General features: G+C 71.7%; 14 protein-coding genes and 1 rRNA gene. 6 read left to right on the top strand and 9 right to left on the bottom strand.

What is annotated here, in order from left to right; translation table 11 throughout:
* Nucleotides 1-77 precede the first annotated feature (77 nt).
* From recD to recC, 3 genes are read right to left on the bottom strand one after another with little or no spacing between them, the layout of a single operon-like run.
* Nucleotides 78-1919: an exodeoxyribonuclease V subunit alpha gene (recD, locus tag ACFWQG_RS06435; RefSeq protein WP_378506769.1), complete on the bottom strand. Its 1842-nt coding sequence runs from the start codon at nucleotides 1917-1919 to the stop codon at nucleotides 78-80.
* The gene (locus ACFWQG_RS06430; RefSeq protein WP_378506768.1) at nucleotides 1916-5482 is read right to left on the bottom strand and encodes a UvrD-helicase domain-containing protein; all 3567 of its coding nucleotides are present in this window, start codon (nucleotides 5480-5482) and stop codon (nucleotides 1916-1918) included. Before ACFWQG_RS06430 ends, recD begins: the two co-directional genes overlap by 4 nt.
* Entirely contained in the window at nucleotides 5440-8706 is a 3267-nt protein-coding gene (gene recC, locus ACFWQG_RS06425) for an exodeoxyribonuclease V subunit gamma (protein WP_378506767.1), read from the bottom strand. The genes ACFWQG_RS06430 and recC overlap by 43 nt, the downstream gene beginning before the upstream one ends.
* Nucleotides 8707-9188: 482 nt before the next feature.
* On the opposite strand from recC, the gene ACFWQG_RS06420 reads away from it, so the two are divergent.
* On the top strand, nucleotides 9189-10187 hold the full coding sequence (locus tag ACFWQG_RS06420; protein WP_378506766.1) for an MBL fold metallo-hydrolase: 999 nt from the start codon (nucleotides 9189-9191) through the stop codon (nucleotides 10185-10187).
* A gap of 50 nt (nucleotides 10188-10237) precedes the next feature.
* Here ACFWQG_RS06420 and ACFWQG_RS06415 read toward each other — a convergent pair whose 3' ends face one another.
* Entirely contained in the window at nucleotides 10238-11644 is a 1407-nt protein-coding gene (locus ACFWQG_RS06415; RefSeq protein ID WP_378506765.1) for a plasmid pRiA4b ORF-3 family protein, read from the bottom strand.
* An 85-nt stretch (nucleotides 11645-11729) separates the two neighbouring features.
* On the opposite strand from ACFWQG_RS06415, the gene ACFWQG_RS06410 reads away from it, so the two are divergent.
* Nucleotides 11730-12515 carry an enoyl-CoA hydratase/isomerase family protein gene (locus ACFWQG_RS06410; protein WP_378506764.1) on the top strand — a complete coding sequence of 262 codons (786 nt, stop codon included), beginning with the start codon at nucleotides 11730-11732 and terminating at the stop codon, nucleotides 12513-12515.
* A gap of 11 nt (nucleotides 12516-12526) precedes the next feature.
* Here the strand turns inward: ACFWQG_RS06410 and ACFWQG_RS06405 are convergent, their stop codons facing one another.
* The gene (locus ACFWQG_RS06405) at nucleotides 12527-12892 is read right to left on the bottom strand and encodes a VOC family protein (RefSeq protein ID WP_378506763.1); all 366 of its coding nucleotides are present in this window, start codon (nucleotides 12890-12892) and stop codon (nucleotides 12527-12529) included.
* A 65-nt stretch (nucleotides 12893-12957) separates the two neighbouring features.
* On the opposite strand from ACFWQG_RS06405, the gene ACFWQG_RS06400 reads away from it, so the two are divergent.
* Both ACFWQG_RS06400 and ACFWQG_RS06395 read left to right on the top strand, forming a co-directional pair.
* Nucleotides 12958-13254 (top strand): DUF2470 domain-containing protein, encoded by a 297-nt coding sequence (locus ACFWQG_RS06400; protein WP_378506762.1) that lies wholly within the window; start codon nucleotides 12958-12960, stop codon nucleotides 13252-13254.
* Nucleotides 13255-13338: 84 nt separating this feature from the next.
* On the top strand, nucleotides 13339-14571 hold the full coding sequence (locus ACFWQG_RS06395; RefSeq protein WP_378506761.1) for an MFS transporter: 1233 nt from the start codon (nucleotides 13339-13341) through the stop codon (nucleotides 14569-14571).
* Here the strand turns inward: ACFWQG_RS06395 and ACFWQG_RS06390 are convergent.
* Nucleotides 14564-16120: a carboxylesterase/lipase family protein gene (locus ACFWQG_RS06390; protein ID WP_378506760.1), complete on the bottom strand. Its 1557-nt coding sequence runs from the start codon at nucleotides 16118-16120 to the stop codon at nucleotides 14564-14566. The two genes, ACFWQG_RS06395 and ACFWQG_RS06390, sit on opposite strands and share 8 nt — an antisense overlap.
* Before the next feature lie 120 nt (nucleotides 16121-16240).
* Between ACFWQG_RS06390 and ACFWQG_RS06385 the strand changes: the two genes are divergently transcribed.
* Nucleotides 16241-16819 (top strand): hypothetical protein, encoded by a 579-nt coding sequence (locus ACFWQG_RS06385; RefSeq protein ID WP_378506759.1) that lies wholly within the window; start codon nucleotides 16241-16243, stop codon nucleotides 16817-16819.
* A gap of 6 nt (nucleotides 16820-16825) precedes the next feature.
* Here the strand turns inward: ACFWQG_RS06385 and ACFWQG_RS06380 are convergent, their stop codons facing one another.
* Nucleotides 16826-18604, bottom strand: a complete 1779-nt coding sequence (locus ACFWQG_RS06380) for an AMP-dependent synthetase/ligase (RefSeq protein ID WP_378506758.1) — start codon at nucleotides 18602-18604, stop codon at nucleotides 16826-16828.
* Entirely contained in the window at nucleotides 18597-19055 is a 459-nt protein-coding gene (locus ACFWQG_RS06375; protein ID WP_378506757.1) for a MarR family winged helix-turn-helix transcriptional regulator, read from the bottom strand. Before ACFWQG_RS06375 ends, ACFWQG_RS06380 begins: the two co-directional genes overlap by 8 nt.
* Nucleotides 19056-19139: 84 nt before the next feature.
* Here ACFWQG_RS06375 and ACFWQG_RS06370 point away from each other — a divergent pair, with 84 nt between their 5' ends.
* Nucleotides 19140-19496, top strand: a complete 357-nt coding sequence (locus ACFWQG_RS06370) for an MmcQ/YjbR family DNA-binding protein (protein ID WP_378506756.1) — start codon at nucleotides 19140-19142, stop codon at nucleotides 19494-19496.
* Nucleotides 19497-20522: 1026 nt separating this feature from the next.
* Here the strand turns inward: ACFWQG_RS06370 and rrf are convergent.
* A 5S ribosomal RNA gene (gene rrf, locus ACFWQG_RS06365) occupies nucleotides 20523-20639 on the bottom strand.
* Nucleotides 20640-20756: the final 117 nt, after the last annotated feature.

The following is a 20756-nucleotide window of genomic DNA, read 5'->3' as shown; positions in this document are numbered from 1 at the left end:
GGTGTGTGTACCTGGTTCGATGCGCCGTCCACGGCTACGGTTCCCCCGACTTCCTCGGCTGTGGACAATCAGCACGCTCACCCCAGCCGCAGCCCGCTCGCCCGCCGCACCCGCCGCCGCACGCCGGCGCGGACGGCGTCCTCGGTGCCGATGATCCGCACCCGGTCCTTGGCCCTGGTGATCGCGGTGTACAGCAGTTCCCGGGTCAGCAGCGAGGACCGTTCGTCGGGGAGGATCACCGACACGGTGCCGTACTGGCTGCCCTGACTGCGGTGGATGGTCATCGCGTACACGGACTGCACCGACGAGATCCGGCTCGGGTGCAGCAACAGCGGGTCCCCGCCGCGACCGAACGCGGCGACCAGGTCGCCGCCGCCTTCCTCGCCGTCGCCGCCCCGCACGACGACGCCGGTGTCGCCGTTGTAGATCTTCGCGTCGTAGTCGTTGGCGGTCACCAGCAGTGGGCGGCCGGCGGTCCACGCGTCGGGGTCGAGGCGGTGCCCGGTCGCGGTGCCGATCCACTCCAGCGACGCCCGTTCCCACCACGCGACGCCGAACGGTCCATCGCGGTGCGCGCACAGCAGTCGGTGCCGCTCGGCGAGTTCCAGTGCCGCCGCCACGTCCCCCGCCTCGGCGGCGGCCGTCACCTCCGCTGCGGTGTCGAGCACGTCCCGGCGCAGCGCGTCGAGGTCGTCGGGGGCCAGGAATTCGATTCGGTCGCTGCCGGAGTTGAGCAGGTCGAGGACCCGGTCGGGTTGGTCGTCGCGGACCGCGTCGGCGAGGGCCCCGATCTCCTCGTCGAATCGCCACCCGCGGGTGAGCCGGACGATGCCGCCGCGCACCCGGTCCCGTTCGCCGTCGTCCCACCCGTCGGCGTCGAGGTCGGCGCCGACGACGGCGGGCAGCACGGGATTGGCGGCCGCGGTGACGGGCCGGTCGACGAGGTCGGCGAGAACGGCCCCGGCGTCGACCGACGCGAGCTGGTTCGGGTCGCCGACCAGGATCAGCCGGGCCTGCGGTCGTAGCGCCTCGAGCAGCCTGCACATCATGGTCAGCGACACCATCGACGTCTCGTCGACGACGATCACGTCGTGCGGCAGGTGGTTCCCGGCGTGGTAGCGGGGACCGCGATGGCCCCACCCGAGCAGCCGGTGCAGCGTGGACGCGGACAGCGATTCCGGCAGCGCGAGCCGGTCCCGGTGCTGGTGCACCGATTCCTGCAGTCGGGCGGCGGCCTTCCCGGTCGGGGCGGCGAGCCCGATCCGCAGCGTCGGCCCCTGCAGCCGCAGCAGCATCGCGAGCACCCGGGCGACGGTGTGGGTCTTCCCGGTACCCGGACCGCCCGCAATGACGGCGGTGCGGTGGGTGGCGGCGACCGCGACCGCGACCCGCTGCCGGTCCGGCGCGTGCTCCGGAAACAGGTCCGCGAGACCCGCGCGCAGTTCGGCCGCGTCGACGTCCGGGTGATCGCCCACGCGGGAGTCGAGCACCCGCCGGACGGTGTCCTCCTGCCGGTGGTACTTCTCCAGGTACAGCAGCGGGCCGCCGACGGTGTCGACGAGCCGCAGCGGCCGCAGCGGGCCCGCCTCGCCGCCGACGACGAGCGGGCTGACCCGCAGCGCGGCGAGCAGGTCCGCCGGGTCGGGCCACGGCAGCGCGTCCAGGTCGACCTCGGTGCCGTCGTCGGCGGCGACGGCGTCGACGCCGATGTCGCGAATGCCGCCCACGTCCAGGCACACCGATCCGGAGCGGACCGCGCGGACGGCCAGCGCCGTCGCCAGCACCGCCGCCTCGGACGTCTCACCGGCGAGCTGCGCGAGCCGCACCGCGACGTGCACGTCCGCGGCGCCGAGGACACCGGCCTCGTTGAACACCCGCAGCGCGCCCTTGCCGCGCTGCGCAATCCGCGCGTCGGTCATGGTGTCTCCCCCCTCGGATGAAGGACACGTTCACCCGGTCTGACGGGCTGAAGGTTCCCTTCACCCCGGTCCGGGTGGCCGGCGAGCAGGTCGGACAGCCGGGTCACCAGTTCGGCGGGCGGGTGCCAGTCGAATACGCCGCACCCGGCCGGGGTGTCGGGTCCGGCCATGCCGCGGACGAACAGGTACTGCACGCCGCCGAGGTGCACCGCCGGGTCGTATCCCGGCAGCCGCCACCTCAGGTAGCGGTGCAGGGCAACGGAATACAGCAGGGCCTGCAGCGGGTAGTGCGAGCGCATCATCTCCGCGGCCATCGAATCCCTGGTGAAGTGCGCGGTGCTGACGTCGCCGGGCGCGATCCGGTTGGTCTTGTAGTCCACCACCACGAACCGCGGACCGGGAAGCCGCAGCACGGCGTCGATGCTGCCGGTGAGGTAGCCGCGCAGCGGCGCCGCCCCCAGCTCGGCCAGCAGGTCGGGGTACGGGGCGAGCACATCACCGGCGGGCAGGTGCCTACGCAGCAGCGTCACCACGCCCGCGAGCGTCACCCGATCCGCGGCGTCGCCGTCCGGCGCTCGGACCGGATGGTCCAGCGGCAGTTCGAAGTCGAGTTCCGGCAGCCGGTCGGCAGGCGCGATCGAGGCGAGGGTGCGGCCCACCGCCGGAGCCGCCAGCGGTGTCGCGAGGACCGGCATCAGCGCGTCCGCCAGCGCGTCCGGGTCGACCCCGGAGAATCCGGCGGTCACCTCGTCACGGCACCGCTGCCGCACCTCGGCGGCGAGGTCCGCGGCGGCGGTGTCGACGTACTCGAGGACGGCGTGCACCAGGGTGCCGAACGCCGCGCCGGCGGGCAGCCCGTTCATCGGGGACGGCAGGTGCCCGCGCGCGTGGTCGGCGGCGGGCACCGTCAGCGGCGGATCCTCCGGTTCGTCGCCGAGGTCGGGTTCCTCCGGCTCGCTCGCCGCAGGCGCGAGCGCATGCGCGGCCGCGGTGATCGCCGTATAGGAGGTGCGGCGCCAGTCCGCGTCCAGCGCGCGGTCGAACCGGGCCGCGGTCAGTGTCTCGGCGCGCTCGGCCTGCGGCGCCCACGTCCCGGCCAGGACCGGGCCGGGCGGCACCGCCTCCACCCAGATGCCGGGAACACCGTCCGCCCACCGGGAGAACTGGTGTGCCACCTCGGGATCCGCGGGGACCCGCAGTCCGCGCGGCACCTCGGCGGTGCCGGGGGCGCGGGCGAGCAGCATTCGGTGCAGCGGCGCCGACGACGTCGACGCGGACGGCGCCCACCACAGCACCAACGCACACTTGGCGCGGGTCAGCGCCACGTACAGCAGCCGAAGATCCTCGCCCGCCTCCTCCTCGTCGTGCCGCCTGCGCCGATCCCCGTAGTCGGGGCCGTCGGGGCCGCCGACGTCGAGGATGCGGGTGTGCGCGTCGTCGTGCAGCAGCAGCCGGACCGGGGTCGGGTTCTTCGCGGCGTCCCACCCGTACGGCACGTACACGATCGGGTATTCGAGCCCCTTGGTGGCGTGCACCGTCGCGATCTGCACCGCCGCGGCGTCGGAGTCGAGGCGTCGGCTGCGGTCGACGGTCCCGGACGTGGGGTCGCGCATCCGGTCGGTCAGCCACCGGGTCAGCGCGGTCAGCCCGAGGCCCTGCCCGACGGCGACCTCCCCGAGCAGCTGCGCGATGTGCCGCAGGTCGGTCAGCCTTCGTTCCCCGCCGACCCGCCCCAACAACCGCTTCTCCAGCGCGCCCCAGGCGGCGAGCCGCTCCACCATCGCCGCGAACCCGGCGGTCGCGAACACCCGCGCGAACTCGCGGATCCCGCCACCGATCCGCGCGACCAGCTCGTCCCCGCCCGCGTCGAGGTCGGTGGCGGTGCGGCCGAGCAGCGGCGTCAACGCGGCGAGCCGCACCCGGTCCGCGCGGTGCGGCTGCTCGAGCGCCTGCAGCACCCACAGCCAGTCCTGCGCGGCGGGGGTGACGAACACGCTCAGCCCGCCGACCGTGACCGCCGGGATCCCGGCCCGGTCGAGCGCGTCGTGAACGAGGGTGATCTGCCGGTTGGTGCGGACCAGGACCGCAATGTCCCCGGGCAGGACCGGACGCGGCCCGGCACCGAGCGGGTCGTCGGCACCGAGATCGATGACGGCACCGCCGTCGACAACCCCGCCGTCGCCCACACTGGCGGCACCGCCGTCGCCCACACTCGCGGCACCGCCGTCGCCCACACTCGCGGCACCGCCGTCGCCGGGTCGCGCGCCCGACACGAGCCGCACGATGTCCGCGGCGACGTCGTCGGCGACCCGGGAGCGGAGCGCGGCGACGGCCGGGAACCCGCTCTTGCCCAACGGTCCGGCGCCGGCGCGGGTCAGGTGGCGCAGGCGGATCGGCGGAACCCCCGTCACCCGTGCGGGTTTCACGGCCGACACGGGATGCACGACAATGCCGGGATGCCCGAGAGCGGCCCCGCCCTGCACATGCGCCAGCGCGGCGAGCAGTGGTCGGTCGCTGCGCCAGTTGGTGGTCAGTTCGAGGGTGCGGGACTCGGTGACCGCGTCCAGGTAGGCGAACACCTCCGCGCCGCGGAACGCGTAGATGGCCTGCTTCGGGTCGCCGACCAGGATCAGGGTGACGTGCTCGTGGAAGGCGGCGCGCAGGATCCCCCACTGCTGCGGGTCGGTGTCCTGGAACTCGTCGACCAGCACGACGTCGTAGCGTTCCCGGACCCGGCGGCGCGCGTCCGCCCCGTGCTCCGCGTCGGTGAGGACACCGTGCAGCAGAGCGGGCAGGTCATCGAAGTCGCGGACGCCCGCCGCGCGTTTACGCCGACACACCTCGTCGCGGACATCCTGCGCGAACGCGACGGCGTCACCAGCGGCGGCGGTGCCGCCCATGTCACCGGCCGTCCCATCGGCGCCGGTCGGGGCGAGGACGGCCTGCGGGTCGAAAATGGCGGCCCGTGCGGCCTTTCGGGCCTCGTCCGGGGACAGCGACGGCTGCGGTTCCCTGCCGAACCGGGCGAGGTACAGGTCCGAGATGGTCTGGTCGATCAGCTCGGTGGCCTCCTCCACGAGCTCGGTGTCGGGGTCGCGCTCACCCGCGATGCCGATGCCGTCGAGCATCCGCTGGCAGAAGCTGTGGGTGGTCGCGATGGTGGCCGCGTCGAAGTTGGACAGGGCCTGCAGCAGCCTGCGGCGGCGCAACGCCACCGTGTCGGGGTCGGCGGCCGCGAGGAACGGCACCAGCGGGTCGCTGCTCGCCGCCGGATCGGCGAGCCCGGCCGCGACACCGGCGAACCGGTCGCGGGTGCGTTCGCGCAGCTCCTTGGTCGCGGCGCGGCTGAACGTCACCAGCAGCAGCCGCTCCGGGTCGACGCCGCGTTCGGCGACGTACCGGACGGCGAGCCCGACGATCGCGTACGTCTTGCCGGTCCCGGCGCTGGCCTCGAGCACCGTCGTCCCGGACGGCAGGTCACCGAGCAGGTCGAACGCGGCCCGGTCCGCGACGGGGGCGTTCACGACGCACCCATCGTCTCGGCGGCGAGCAGCGGTTCCCACAGCGCGCGGGCCAGGTCCCCGAACCGGGTGCCCTCCGTCCCGCTCGCGCGGGTCGCGGTGAGCACCGTGAGCGGGGCGTCCGCGCCGTACAGGTACGTCACGTGTCTGTCCTTCCCGTCGCCGAAGGCGCTGCCCCATTCGTTGGCCGCGGAGTCGAGCGCCGACTCGACCGCGTCGCCGTAGGCGCGGCGCGCCGCATAGGCGGCGGTCGCCGCGGTCGCGATCGGGAGCGGCGCCCGAAGGCCGCTGTCCCGCAAGGTGATCAGCGAATCGAGCTGCGCACGCGCGTCGGCGGGGGCGACGAGGTGTGATCGCCACGCCGTCGGCCGCCGCACCGGCCCCTTGCCGATCGTGTCGGCGCGCCACCGCCGGTCCGGTTGGGCGGCGGACAGCGCCAGCAGCTGCACCCAGGCGGTGAGCCGATGCTTCGGACCCAGCTTGGAGAAGGTGGTGCGGGCGACGACGTCCTCGTGGACGCCGTCGACGCTGCCCGTCAGCCGGCGTCCGTCCCCGAGGTCGAGGTCGACGTCGACGGTGCCGGGGCGTCCGGGCATCCGCCCCGCCGACGCCAACACCCGCACCGCCTCCTCGATGTCCTCGAGGGCGCGGCCCCCCAACGCGGCAGGGGGCAGGGTGCCGCGGCGCCACTCGGCTGCCCGGAAGTCGGCGACGGCGGTGGGGAAGTCCCGGTCGTCGGCGAGGATCGCGGTGAGCATCCGTTCCCCGATCGACCACCTGGCCAGCGAGTCGAGCTCCAGGTCGAGGGCATCGGCGATCTCCTCGTCGAGGTCCGCGATCCGCACCCCGAGCCGCTGCCGGAGGAACCCCTGCGTCGGGTGCACGACGAACGCGATCAGCTCGGCCAGGTCCACGTCCCCGGGCGCCAGCGCAGGCAGCGGCTCGGGCAGGAACCCGCGGTCGGGGGCGGCGGGACGTTGCGCGGACATGGCCCCGGCCAGGGCGGCGGTGTCGAAGCTGAACGGGCGCGGGCCGCGGAAGTTGCGGGCGTCGAACGGCTGCAGCGGGTGCGTGGTGACCACGGCCGCGGGCCGCCCGACCATCGCGTCGAGCACGTCCCGCACCTCGCTGAGCGGGATGGCGGGTGGCCGCGTCACCCCGCTGACGGGATCCATCCCGGTGTAGAACAGCAGCAGCCGCTCCCCCGCAGCGCCGATCGCGTCGAGCAGCAGCTGCCGGTCCTCGCTGCGCGGATCCCGCTCCCCCGGCAGCGGGGTGCGTCCGAGGACGTTGTCGCCGTCGACTCCGGGACTGCGCGGAAATGCCTCGTCATCGAGGCCGAGCAGCGCCACCACCCGGTGCGGCACCGACCGCATCGGCACCATCGTGCACACCGTCAGCTCGCCGGTCCGGAAGTTGGACCGGGTCGGCCTGCCCGCGAGCCGCGACGCGAGCATCGCCCGCACGTCCGCCAACCGCAGGTCGGCCGCGCCGTGCTCGATCGCCGCCGCCAGTTCCCGATGCGCCTGCCCGAGCTGCCAGGCGTCCCGCTCGCGCACGTCGACGAGCAGGTCCAGCGCCCGCGTCAGCGCCGCTCCCCACGCCGGGGCCGGTTGCGGGCCCGCGAGCCCCCGCAGGGACACGTCGAGTCGGTCGACGAACTCGGCAAGCTTGCCGGTGAGGTCGATGTCGCCGCTGTCCACACCGTCGAGTGGGAGGGTGAGGCCCAGCCATTCGCCGCCGGTGTCGTCGGTGGCGGCGCCGAGCAGGATCCGGTCCAGCGCCGAGCGGACGGTGTTCTGCGGGAAGTCCGGCAGTCCGTGGGCGGCGCGTTCACGGGGGCCGATGCCCCAGCGGGCGCCGGCCGCGGTGGCCCACTCCCGGAGACGTTCCAGGTCGTCGTCGGAAAACCCGAACCGGCGGCGCACCGGCTCGGCGGCGGCGAGATCGAGGATCTCGCTGGCGGTGACGCGACCGTCAGCGAGGTCGAGGAGGGTGGCCAGCACCGCGAGGACCGGATTGGTCTGGTGCAGGGCACGATCCGCGAGCCGGACCCGCAGCGCGTGCCCGGGATGCCCGATGCCGTCCTGCCCGAACGCGGCCCGGATCAGCGGCGCGTAGGTGTCGACGTCGGGGCACATGATCAGCACGTCGCGGGGTTCGAGGTCGCGGAGCTCGGTGAACAGGTGCAGCAACGATTCGCGCAGCACCTCCACCTGCCGGGCCGGGCCGTGACAGGCGTGGATCTGGATGGTGGTGTCGCAGTCCGCGGGACTCGGTGCGCGGTCCGCGGCGAGGTCGTCCTGCAGGCATCCGAGGAGGGTCGTGGGGCGCAGCGCCGCCGGGTGGTGCCGGTGCACGACGTCGTCGCGGCGCAGCCTGGCCTGCAGCTCGCGGACGTCGCGGCCGAGGCTCGCGAGCAGCGGGTGCGTCACCTCAAACCCGCTGGTGTCGGCGGCGCGGGTTGGCGCGGGAACGGACCGGTCGAGGGCGTCGAACATGGTCGGGCTCGGGTGCGGAACCCACAGGTGCACCTCGCGATTGGCGGACAGCGCGTCGAGCACCTCGAGTTGCGCGGTCGTGAGGCGGGTGGGGCCGAACACCGAGATCCGGTCCGGCAGCCCGGCGATGTCGGGATGCGCGCGGATCCTCGCGCAGGCCGGGCCGAGTCGCTCCGCCGGACTCGCTGCCCCGATCCGGTCCCGCAGCCTGCGCCACAGCTGCGACTGCCAGGCGAGGTCCGCCGCCAGCGCGGCCCCTGCGCCGTCGTCGTCGCGGCCCGCGGCCCAGGCGACGAGCATCGCGGGCCGCTGGTCCCCGTAGGAGCGGAACAGTTCCGCGAGGTGCGCGGCGGTGCCGTAGCGGCGCCCGATCCGATGCCCGCCCGCGTCGCCGTGCCCGAGGTGCCGGGCCAGGACCGCCGCCCACGGTTCGTCGAGGCTCACGTCGACGACGTCGAGCAGTGTCCACAGGACCCGCGCCGGGTGCCACGGGTCGGCGTCCGCGTCGGTCCCGGACGCCGCGGCCAGCGCCTCGTCGACGAGCCGGGTCGGTGACGGGAAGTCGATGTTCGCCGCGACCCCGTCGACACCGTCCGGTGCGGCACCGAGGGAATCCGAAAGCCGTTGCGTCAGCCACCGTTCGACGCCCTTGGCGGGGACGGCGATCACCTCGCGGGTGAACGGGTCGGCGAGGGGTGCGGCGAGAATGGCCGCGAGGGCGTCGGCGAGCGTGTCCGAACGCTCGGCGCGGTGCAGTGTGAGCACGTTCCCCCCTCGATCGGTTCGGTCGAGTCAGGGATACCACAGGCGACCGACACCGCCCCGTCGGCCGCGCGCAGCCGGCGCCGCATCACCCCCGACGCCGCCGGGACGGCCGCCGACGGGCGCCCGCACCAACACCCCTGTGCACCCCCCCGCTGCCGCGTCCACACCCCCGCTGCACGCCCAACACCCCCGCACACGCCGCAACACCCGTGTGCACACGGCCGCCGACGGGCGCCCGCACCAACACCCCTGTGCACACCCCCGCTGCCGCGTCCACACCCCCGCTGCACGCCCAACACCCCCGCACACGCCGCAACACCCGTGTGCACACGGCCGTCGACGGGCACACCCACCCCGCGGCGCGCGGTTACCTGCGTCACAGGATGTCCACCGAGTGGGCACCCGGGCTGTGCTGCACACCACTCGTGCGGTAGTGATGAACGAAAGGGTTAACCAATTTCACCGGTACAGAGGTAGTGACTATGTCCGACGCAGTGGCCATCGGCGATGGCATCTTCCAGATCACGGTTCCGATGACCCACAATCCGCTGGGCAGCACCCTCGTGTACGCGATGGAGTCGCCGGGCGGCATCGTGCTCGTCGACGCCGGGTGGGACGGCGACGAAGGGTGGGAGGGCCTGACGGGCGGACTCGAATCGGTCGGGCACTCGATCACCGAGGTCGAGGGCGTCGTGCTGACCCACTTCCACCCCGACCACACCGGCCTGTGCGGCCGGGTCCGCGACGCGTCCGGCGCGTGGATCGCGATGCACGAGGCCGACCACGAGATGTTCCGGTTCATGTCGGCGTCCCACGATGCGGTGTGGGTGACCGACCAGCAGGAGAACATGGTTCGGGCCGGCGCACCGCAGGAGCATCGGGACGCGTTCGGGGCGGCCGCGCTGGGCAAGCCCCCGGCCGGTCCCGAATCCGCACCGGACCGCACCCTCACCGACGGGGAGGTCATCGCGCTCGCCGGGCGGAACCTGCGGGTCGCCTTCACCCCGGGCCACACCCCCGGTCACGCCTGCTTCTACCTTGAGGACGCCGACGTGATGTTCACCGGCGACCACGTGCTGCAGAAGACGACCCCGCACGTCGGGAACTTCGTGTACCCGATCGAGGAGCGGGACGCGTTGGCGGAGTTCATGGATTCGCTGCGTCGGGTGCAGTCGATGGGCATTACCCGCGGGCTCGGCGCGCACGGCCTGCCGATCACCGACCTACCGGGGCGAGCGAAGGAACTCGTCGAGCACCACGAGGAGCGTCTGGATCACCTGTATGACGCGTTCGGCGACGACGAGCTGACGCTGTGGCAGGTGGCGGAGCGGATGAAGTGGTACCGGCCGTGGTCGGACTTCCACCCGCTGGCGCGGAACATGGCGGTGTCCGAGGCGGCCGCGCATCTGCGGCATCTGGTGACGCGGGAGCAGGTCGGTCAGGTGCCGGGCAGCGAGCCCGCCCGCTTCGCCCGCCGGTAGCCAGTCGACGCCGGGCCGCGGATACGGTTGCGCGGCCCGGCACCCGCCCGTCACATCGACAGCGACATGCGGGCGACGCCGCGCGCCCAGTCCGGGGTGCCCTCGACCGCGCCGAGCGCCCCGATCATCCGGAGGTAGCGTGCGGTCTCCGCCGCGTCCCAGTACGCGTCGAACTCGGTGACCCTGCTGCCGTCGGCGTTGCGCCACCCCAATGCCGCCAGTCCCTCGGACATCGCGGCCCGCCGTTCGTGTCGAGAGGCGCCTGCCGCGACGGTCAGCAGCAGCAGCCTTCCCGCCTCACGTTCCACCTCGTGCCTGCCGAGCGGGAGCGCGGTGAGGACGTGCTCCCACAGCTGGTTTCGCCGACGCGCCAGCGTCGCACCTCTTTTCGTCAACAGCAGCCTGCCCCGATACTTTCGGGTCAGGCCGAACGCGCGACCGGATTCGAGTAACTCCCGGAACGTCGGATTGCTCACCTCGCGATCGCCGGACCCGACCCACCTTGTGCCCCAGTCGAGTTCGTCGCGGGCCGCGGCAATGACGGCGGGCGGCAGATAGCCGGCCGAGGTCAGGGCGATGCCGTCGGCACCGACCCGGCGCAGCAGCCATTGCAGGTGCACCAGGGCACCGTCGATCATGCTCTCGATCTCCGACCACTCACCACTCTGCAGGTCCGCCCGCTTAAGCAGCGAATGCACGTGGGGTGCAGCGCGATACGGTATCCGCTCGAGAAGCGGCGCGACCCGCGAATCCAGTACCGGCGGATGCAGCCGGAGCGCGTCCCTGGCGGCGACCGCCGCGTCGGCCGCGGCCACGTCGAATGACTCCGGGTCGAAGCCGTAGCCCGCCCATGCGCGCAGCTCGTGATGCTCGGGGTGTCCGACGTCGCCGAGCACGTCCACTAGCCGCTCGTACCCGGGCACACCGCCGCAATCCTCCGGCGGGCAGGCTCGCTCGCCAGCCAGGCAGGACGGGGCGTCCAGCGTTGCGGCCGGGTCGATGTCCTCAAGCACGACGCTGTGCTCCCACCCGTCGCCAAAGTCGTACTCGTAGATCAGCCGGTCGCCGGGGGCGCCGAGCACGTCCTCGAGCCGAACGTCCTCGTCGCACCTGTCGCCGTCGCCGAAGCCGTCCTCGATGCTCTCCCGCATCGAGAACCGTTCCCGCACCACACCGGACGGATCCGGGAGGACCCACTGGTGCAGGTGGGTGTCCGTCCAGCCCATCGCGACCTGGACGGCGACGTGCAGTTCGTGGAGGGTGACGGTGGACGGCACCACCAGCCTGCGCCACACCGCGGGGACGACCCCGCTCAACTCGACCCGCAGGCGGTACGCGGCGATCCGCCGCCCGGCCGGGACTCGCGGCGAGGTACCGATCTCGGCGACGAAGGTGCGCAGCGCCTCGGGGTCGGTGGGCACCACCCGCAGGTGCCGGCCAGGCTCGGAGACTCCCATCTCCCGAGCCTAGAACAGGGCGGGGACAGCGGCACGGCGGCCGCGAACCACCCCGACACACTGGAACGCGTTCTACTATTCGGACATGAGCATCCTCATCGACGACCGCGCCCGCGTCCGGACGCTGACCCTCGACCGCCCGGACGCGCTGAACGCGTTCAACGAAGCGCTGTACGACGCGACGACCGAGGCGTTGCGGGACGCGGCCGAGGATCCGTCGGTCGCGGTGGTCCTGCTCACCGGCAACGGGCGCGCGTTCAGCGCGGGCACCGACCTGCGCGAAATGCACGCCCGCACCAGCGACCCGAACTTCCGCCCCGGCACGCACGGCTTCACGGGCCTGCTCGACGCCCTCGCCGACTTCCCGAAGCCGCTGATCTGCGCGGTGAACGGGCTCGGTCTCGGCATCGGGACCACGATCATCGGCTTCGCGGACCTGGCGTTCATGTCCACCGACGCCAAGCTCAAGTGCCCGTTCACCGGGCTGGGGGTGGCGCCGGAGGCGGCGTCGAGCTATCTGCTGCCCGCGCTGATCGGCAGGCAGAACGCGGCGTGGGTGCTGATGAGTTCCGAGTGGATCCGCGCCGAGCAGGCGAAGGAGATGGGTCTGGTCTTCCAGGTCTGCGCGCCCGACGACCTGATGGAGGTCGCCGTCCGGCACGCGGAAACACTGGCGGCCAAACCGATCTCAAGCCTGATGGCGGTGAAGCAGACGATGACGGCGCCGCTGCGGGCGGAGATCGCGGCCGCACGGGAACGGGAGAACGCCTGCTTCGCCGAGCTGATGGGTGGGCCAGCGAACCTTGAGGCGCTCGTCGCATTCGCGGAGGGCAGGGAGCCGGACTTCACGACGCTACCCGCAGGAGCCTGAGCCGGCGGCCGTCAGCCACGGCGGCAGAGGCAGAACAGGTGCCCCACCGGGTCCCGGTACACCCGGAACGTCGGATGGTCGGCGTCGCCCTCGACGAGCTGGGCCCCCAGCCCCAGCACCCACCGCTCCGCCGCGTCCATGTCGTCGACGATGAGGTCCAGGTGCATCCGGATGCCGTGCGCCGGCCAGTCGACCGGTGTGAAGTCGTGGGCCTGTTGGAACGCCAGCCGCAGCTCACCGGGGCCCTGCAGGATCACCCAGTCGTCCTCGGATCGGGTGAGGCGCCAGCCGAGCACATCGCGATAGAACCCGGCGAGCGCCGCCGGGTCGGGGCAGTCGAGCACCGTGTAGTCCACGGCAATGGCGGGACGGGTCATGACGTCGAGCGTAGGCGCACGCCACCGACCCCGCCGCCCGGACGGGCCCACCGTAGGCTTGCGCCATGAGCGACTTCGACGACGCGGTGATTGCCGCGGTCACCGGCCACATGAACGGCGATCACGCCACCGACAATCTCGCGATCGTGCGGGCATTCGCCGAACCCGACGCCACCGCGGCCCGGATGACCGGACTGGACACCACCGCGGGCGAGTGGGTGGCGACGGTCGACGGCACCGAACGGCCGGTGCGGGTGCCGTGGCTCGGGCCGGTCACCGACCGGGGCTCCATCCGCACCGAGGTGGTCGCGCTGTACCACGCGGCCTGCGAGCGGCTCGGAATCGAGTCCGGCGGGCACTGAGCCTGCGCCGGAAAACGGTTCGCGCGGCGGCGCGCGGCGGGCTAGCGTCGACTCATGTCTCCTCCGTCCTGAAAGAGTCCCGACATGACCGCGTCGACGGCGACCCGCCGACTGATGCCGCTGCTGCTGGTCAACCTCGCCACCCTGCTGTCGGCGACCGGCAACGGCATCACGATCGTCGCGTTGCCGTGGCTGGTGCTGCAGCAGACCGGGCGGGCCACCGACGCTGCCGTTGTCGCCGGAGCGGCGACCCTGCCGCTGCTGCTGTCGTCGCTGTTCTCGGGGACGGTGGTGGACCGGTTCGGGCGTCGCCGCACCTCCCTCGTCTCCGATGTACTGTCCGCGTTGTCGGTTGCCCTGATCCCGATCTCGTCGGCGACGATCGGGCTGTCGGTCCCGCTGATCGCGGTCCTGGCCGCGCTCGGCGCCGTCTTCGACCCGGCGGGCATCTCCGCCCGCGAGTCGATGCTGCCCGCGGCGACCACCGCGTCGGGGTGGCGGCTGGACCGGGTCAACAGTCTGTACGAGGCGAACTACAACGTCGCGTATCTGATCGGACCCGGCGTCGGCGGCGTGCTGATCGCGGCGCTCGGGCCGGTGAGCACACTCTGGGTGACCGCACTCTGCTTCGCCGGATCGATCGTGACGATCGCGTTCCTTCGTCTCGACGGCGCGGGCCCACCCGACCGGGAGTCCCGGCCGGCGTCGATGTGGTCCGGCACCGTGGAGGGCCTGAAGTTCGTGTGGCGCAACAAGTTGCTCCGCACCCTGGCCCTCGTCGACATGGCGATCGTTGCGCTGTACCTGCCGGTCGAGAGCGTCCTGTTCCCGGTGCACTTCGCCGACCTCGAGCAGCCCGCGCAGCTGGGATGGGTGCTGATGGCGATGAGCGTCGGCGGGGTCGTCGGCGCACTGGCGTACGGGTCGCTGGCGGCACGGATCCGGCGGCGCACCCTGATGCTCGTCGCGGTGACGGTGCTCGGCCTCTGCATGGTGGGGATGGCCTTCCTGCCGCCGCTGTGGCTGACCCTGTCCCTGGCCGTCCTGGTCGGACTCGTGTTCGGGCCGGTTGGCCCGATTGCCAACTACGCCATGCAGACCCGCAGCCCCGAGCATATGCGCGGCCGCGTCGTCGGGGTGATGACCTCCACCGCCTATGCGGCTGGCCCGCTCGGCTACCTGTTCGCAGGCCCGATGATCGACGCGGTCGGCCTGCAGCCGACGTTCTTCGCGTTGGCGATCCCGGTGTGCGTGCTCGGCGTGGCCTGCATCGGCCTGCCCGCGCTGCGGGAACTCGACACCCCGCCGGTCAGCTGAACCCCATCACCTCGTTGCCCCACGCGGCCCGCAACGCCGCATCCGGGTCGGGGACGAGGGTGTCGGTCTTGTCGATCAGCAGGGTCGAGCGGCTCTCCTCGGTGTAGGGAGCCCAGTGCTTCGACGCGTCCAACGCCGCCGGAACGCCATATGCGGCGAACGCGAGCCACCGCCGCTGCACTCGCCCGGACACCTGAACGGCACTCCTGCGGCCGCCGAGCCAGAACGTCGGGTCCATGTTGAGGGTGCCGAAATTGCCGAATACGTACGGCAATTCCGTGGCGTGGCCGGCGCCGACGCGGGCCGCCCGGAGCATCGGGGTTGCGTGGTCGAAGCGGTACACCCATGTCGGCGAGTGCCGACAGTGTGCGTCCGCGATCCACAGGCACGGCATCCGGAATGCGGCGTCACGCGAGATCGCCATCGCCCCGGTCGGTTTCGTGTAGTCCGGGTAGGCGGCGATGACCTCGGCGATCCGGGACGGCGGCATGTCCGGGTGGTCGTCGGCGATCGCCGCGAACATCTGCGTCACCGTGTCCGCCGTCACCGGCAGGATCGGGGATCGGGTGAGCCGGAAGATCGACGCCTCGTCCCGGTTCGTTCCGATGATCAGCGGGATCCGATGTGCGACCCCCTTCTGGAACGCGGCGACCGGGTAGCGGGGCACCAGGTCACCGTCGACAACCGGCGCCATCGCCAGCGTGCCGGGCACCGTGGTGACGATCTCGTCGAGGAGCTCGTCCCCGGCCCGGAGCAGGTTCTCAACGGGCAACTCGTGGAGGCGGTCGGCCTCGGACGGTGCGACCCCGGCCAGTTCGAGGAACCGGGACGCGACGGCGGCCGCTCGCACCGCGCCGTACACGGAGGTCGCGGGGGCGCTCTGGGCGATCGCGCGGTGGAACAGTCCCTCCGCGCGCGGTGCGGTCATCAGCGTCGTGATCGCCCCGGCACCCGACGACTCACCGAACACGGTCACGTTCCCCGGGTCGCCGCCGAACGCGGAGATGTTGTCCCGCACCCATTCCAGTGCGGTCACCAGGTCCCACAACCCGAGGTTGGGCTCGAACCCCTCCCCGAAGGACGACAGGTCGAGGAACCCGAACACCCCGAGCCGGTAGTTGACGGTGACCACGATCAGATCCCCGGTCTCGGCGAGTCTGCGACCGTCGTACACGGTCTGGGAAGATGCCCCCACGCAGTACGCGCCGCCGTGGATCCACACCATCACCGGCCGCGGCTCCTCGGCGGGGCGTGGCGCCCACACATTCAGGGATAGGCAGTCCTCGTCCTGCGCCAGGCCCGGGTCGATCGGAACCTGCATCGCCTTGGCCTGCGGCGCGATCGGCCCGCGGTCACGGCAGTCGCGCTCGCCGTCCCACGCCCGGGCGGGTGCCGCGCGGCGGAACCGCCGATCGCGTCCCGCCGTCGCATACGGCACGCCCATCCACGCGAACACCGAGCCCGCCGCGTGACCACGCACCGCGCCGTCCGCCACCCGAACCGTCAGCGTTCGCGGTCCCGTTACGGCACTGGTCTCGTCGGTTTGCACGACAGCCTCCCTTCCGTCGCGGTCACTCATCGCCAACGTACCAACCCGGCACGGGGAGCAGGTGCGCACGACACGGACTGCCGACCGGCCGCTGCGCGACGGTCCCCTACCATGACCGACGTGCGCACCACCCGAATCATCCTGCTGCTCACCACCCTGAGCGTGGTCGGGGGCTGCGCGAACACCGTCGACGGGGCCGCAGGCCCTGCCGCGGAGCAGCCCGGTCCCGGCACCACGACCGCACCAGCCCCGGCGGCCACGACCACGCGGTCGACCTCCGTGACCCCCAGCGCCGCACCCGCCGCGCAGGTCGCCGACTACCTGGGCGAGGCGGGCGGCTCGTACTACTTCACCAGTCCCAGTGGGAAGTTCGAGTGCGCGGTGATCACCGCCCCGACCCCGGTCGCTGGCTGTCACGGCAGTCTCCCTGGCACCGCGCCGCGGGTGCCAGCGCCCAGCGGCCCGGGAACGACCATCCCCAACGCGATCCGGGTCGTCACCGGGGAGCCCGGAGAGTTTGTCAGCACCGGAGATCCGGCGTTCCACCGCTTCGACGGTCCCGCGAAGGCGCTGCCGTACGGCTCTCCGCTGCGCGTGCAAGGGTTCACGTGCACCGTCGATCGGCGCGCCGGGGTCACCTGCGAGAGCGGATCCGGCCACGGCTTCACCGTGTCGGACGTCTCCTACGACCTGTGGTGACCGCAGTCAGGAGTACAGCGCGTCGATCTCGGCGCTGTAGCGCTGCGCAACCACGTTCCGCTTGATCTTCAGAGTCGCGGTCAGTTCACCGTCCTCCTCGGTGAGGTCCCTGGCGAGGATCGCGAAACGTTTGACCGCCTCGGCGTGCGAGACAGTGGTGTTGGCGTCGTCGATCACCCGCTGCACCGCCGCCCGCAGGTCGCGATCGTTCCGGAGGTCCGCGACCGTCGCCTCCCCGCCCTTGTCGTTCTCGGACCGCCAGCGCGCGAACGCATCCGGGTCGACCGTGACCAGCGCCCCGATGAACGGCCTGCCGTCGCCGACGACCACGGCCTGCGATACCAGTTCGTGCGAGCGCATCCGATCCTCGAGCGGCCCCGGCGACACGTTCTTGCCGCCTGCGGTGATGAGGAGGTCCTTCTTCCGTCCGGTGATGGTGAGGTAGCCGTCCTCGTCGAGGGACCCGAGGTCGCCGGTGCGGAACCAGCCGTCGTCGAATACGTCGACGGTGGCCGTCTCGTTCCTCCAGTAGCGGCCGAACACGACACCACCGCGCAGTTCGATCTCCCCGTCGGAGGCGATCCGGACCGCGTTGCCGCCGAGCGGTTGTCCGACGCTGCCGATCCGCTGTGCACCCGGGACGTTCACGCAGTGCGCTGCGGTGGACTCGGTCAGACCGTAGCCCTCGTAGATCGGCACCCCGAGCCCGCGGAAGAAGTGTCCGAGCCGCGGCATCAACGCGCCGCCGCCGGAGATCGCCCACCAGCACTCGCCACCGAGAACCGCACGCAGCTTTGAGTACACCACGCGGTCGGCCACGAAATGCTTGAACCGCAGCAGCAATGACGGTCGTCCCCGATCGATTGCCTCGCTGTACTCGACGGCCGCCGACTCGGCGAAGGCGAACACTCGCGCCCGCAGCGCGCCACCCGTTGACGCCTGCTGTGCCGCCGCGTCGCGGACCTTCTCGAAAACCCGTGGCACCCCAAGGATCACATTCGGCCGGAACCGATCGAACTGCCCGACGATGGTGCCGAAGTTCGACCAGTGCGCCTGGGTACCGCCCGCCTCGAACATCGCCAGCGACACCGCGCGTGCCAGCACGTGCGCGAGCGGAAGGAACGTCAGCATCCGATTCCCTGGGCGTGCAACGTCACCGATGCTCGCCGCGAGGATGCCCCGGACCTCGGACAGGAAGTTCCGGTGCGTCAGTACGCATCCCTTGGGCCGCCCCGTCGTCCCGGAGGTGTAGACGAGTGAGGCCGGGTCGTCGGCCCGCAGTGCGGAAACCCGCTGCTCGACGGCGGAGTCGTCCAGATCGGCACCGGACGCGAGCAGCGTCTCGATAGCTGCGTCCTCGATCTCCAGCACCCGGACGCCGGTGCCAGCGAAGTACTCTGCGTGCGCGGAGGTTTCGACGATCGCGACGTTGGCACCCGCATCCTCGACGATCCACTGCACCTGATCCGCCGACGACGAATCGTAGATCGGCACCGACACCGCACCTGCCGCCCAGATCGCGAAGTCAAGCAGCGTCCACTCGAATCGGGTCGCGGAGAGCAGCACCACCCGGTCCCCCGGTTGCACGCCGCCCTGTATCAGCCCCTTCGCGACGCCGGTGACCAGGTCCGCGAACTCGGCGGCCGTGACGTCAACCCACCGGTCGCCGCGCGGGCGGGAGAAGAGCACGAGGTCCGGGGTCGTGTCGGCGTGGGAGTACACGGTCCGGACGAGGGCGTCGTCGTCGGCGATCGTGAAAGTGGGTGTCGTCGCGTACTCACGCATGCGGAGCGCCTCCGGTCGTGTCGTTGTCGGGCGTGGGGGTCGGCACGCGAAAGCGGTGCAGAAGGTCGGCGAATAGCGCGATGTCGGAGTCGGTCCAGTCCTCGACGCGGCCAGCGACCTCGCTTCGGCGGCGCACACCCGCCGCTGCCAGCACGCTGCGCCCGGCATCGGTGAGCGTGAGCGGGTGCCCCGTCCTCACCGGCCCCGGTTCGGCAACGACCCAGCCGCTGTCCACGCATCCACGGATCTGCCGGGACACCGTGGAGCGGTGCACTCCGAACGCGTCGGCGATCTCCGTCGCGCGGCAGCCGGGGCTGCGGTCGATGTACGACAACACCGAATGCTGAGCGAACGACGGGGCTCCGTCACCACCCCGATCCCCCGTCATCAGCTGCCGAACAAGGTGCACGAGTTCGTCGTGGACCCGAGCGACGGCAGCACTGTGTTGCATTCCGCAACTATAACGCCGCGCGCGGCTATCCGATACCCCGGGTATGGAAGGCTGGATGTCGGACACCTCTGGTAGACGTGGGGCATGAGTGTGACCCTCGACGGCTTCATCGCGATGCTGGACACGTTGCCCGAGACCGAGCAGGTCGATGCCGGGAACTGGACCGCGCTGAAGGTCTGCGGCAAGGGCTACGGCTACATCTGGGAGAAGACCCGAACCGTCGGGCTGAAGGCGACCCTGGACGAACAGATTGCGTTGGTCGCCGAGCGCCCCGAGGTGTTCAAGATCCAGTTCACCGCCGGCCAGTTCGGCTGGATCGTCGTCCATCTGGAGGGCATCGAGCCCGACGAACTCCTCGAGCTCGTCACCGAAGCCTGGTGCCTGACCGCGCCGAAGCGGCTCGTCGACGCACACGAGTTCGGCAGCCTCTACGACGAGTAGCCACCTAGTCCACACCACGCGCGGCGCTGCCCCTGCCCCTGTGCGCACAGGTCCTGCTGCGTGCACACGGATACTCCGCATTCCCCATGTGCACATAGCTTCTGCAGCGCCCACACCGGTATTCGGCGCTCAACACCCCCGCGGACACCACATCCCCCCTGTGCACACGGCTTCTGCCGCGTGCACACCAGTGTTCGGCGCTCAACACCCCCGCGGACACCACATTTCCCGTGTGCACACCTCGTCTGCGTGATGCATGCCAGCGGTCGCGTGTGCCCCCGAGGCGAGGCCAGCAATACCCGTGCCGACCCGGCAGCGGGCGTGTGCACACAGCTCCTGCCGCGTGCACACCGGTGTTCGGCGCGCAATCTGTCTGCGGACGCGGCAGTGGGCGTGTGCACACCTGCGGTGTCGCCGTCGCATGCGTTGGCTGGCGGTCGCCGTCAGTGGGCGGTGTCGTCGCTGGGTCCGTGGTCGGGCTGGTGGCAGCGGCGTGGTCACCCGCGCTGTGCACACGGCTTCTGCGGCGTGCACACCAGTGTTCCGCGCTCAACACCCCCGCGAACACCGCATCCCGCGTGTGCACAGCTGATGGGTGCCCGTGGAAGGGGTGGGATGCGCGCAGCGGGGTTCGGCGCGCACCGGGCGCGTGCGAGTGCACCCCCGTGTGCACACGGCCTCTGCCGCGTGCGCACCAGCATTCGACGCTCAATACCCCCGCGGACGCCACATTTCCCGTGTGCACACCTCGTCTGCGTGATGCATGCCAGCGGCCGCGTGCGCCCGGAGGCGAGGCCAGCAATACCCGTGCGCACCCGGCAGCGGTCGTGTGCACATACCTTCTGCTGCGTGCACACCCGTGTTCCGCGCTCAACACCCCCGCGAACACCACATCCCCCCTGCGCACACGGCTTCTGCCGCGTGCACACACCCACCCCACCGGGCGACCCACCCCCGAAAACGCCGAAAGCCCCGGAACCCAACCCCCCAAAAGGGGTCAAGTTCCGGGGCTCCCGAACAAGTAATGTACGGCGGTGTCCTACTCTCCCACACCCTGTCGAGTGCAGTACCATCGGCGCTGGAGGGCTTAGCTTCCGGGTTCGGAATGGGACCGGGCGTTTCCCCTCCGCTATGGCCGCCGTAACTCTATGAAACTGTCACACAAAACATGTGTGTTGTTTCAGATACCGCACAGTGGACGCGTAGCTTCTTTGTGGTAAGTCCTCGGCCTATTAGTACCAGTCACCTACATCAGTTACC

This window comes from Rhodococcus sp. NPDC058532 (assembly GCF_042719255.1).
GTDB lineage: Bacteria > Actinomycetota > Actinomycetes > Mycobacteriales > Mycobacteriaceae > Rhodococcus_G.
The sequence above is the reverse complement of the archived record's forward strand: the minus strand, read 5'-3'. Positions and strand labels throughout refer to the sequence as shown.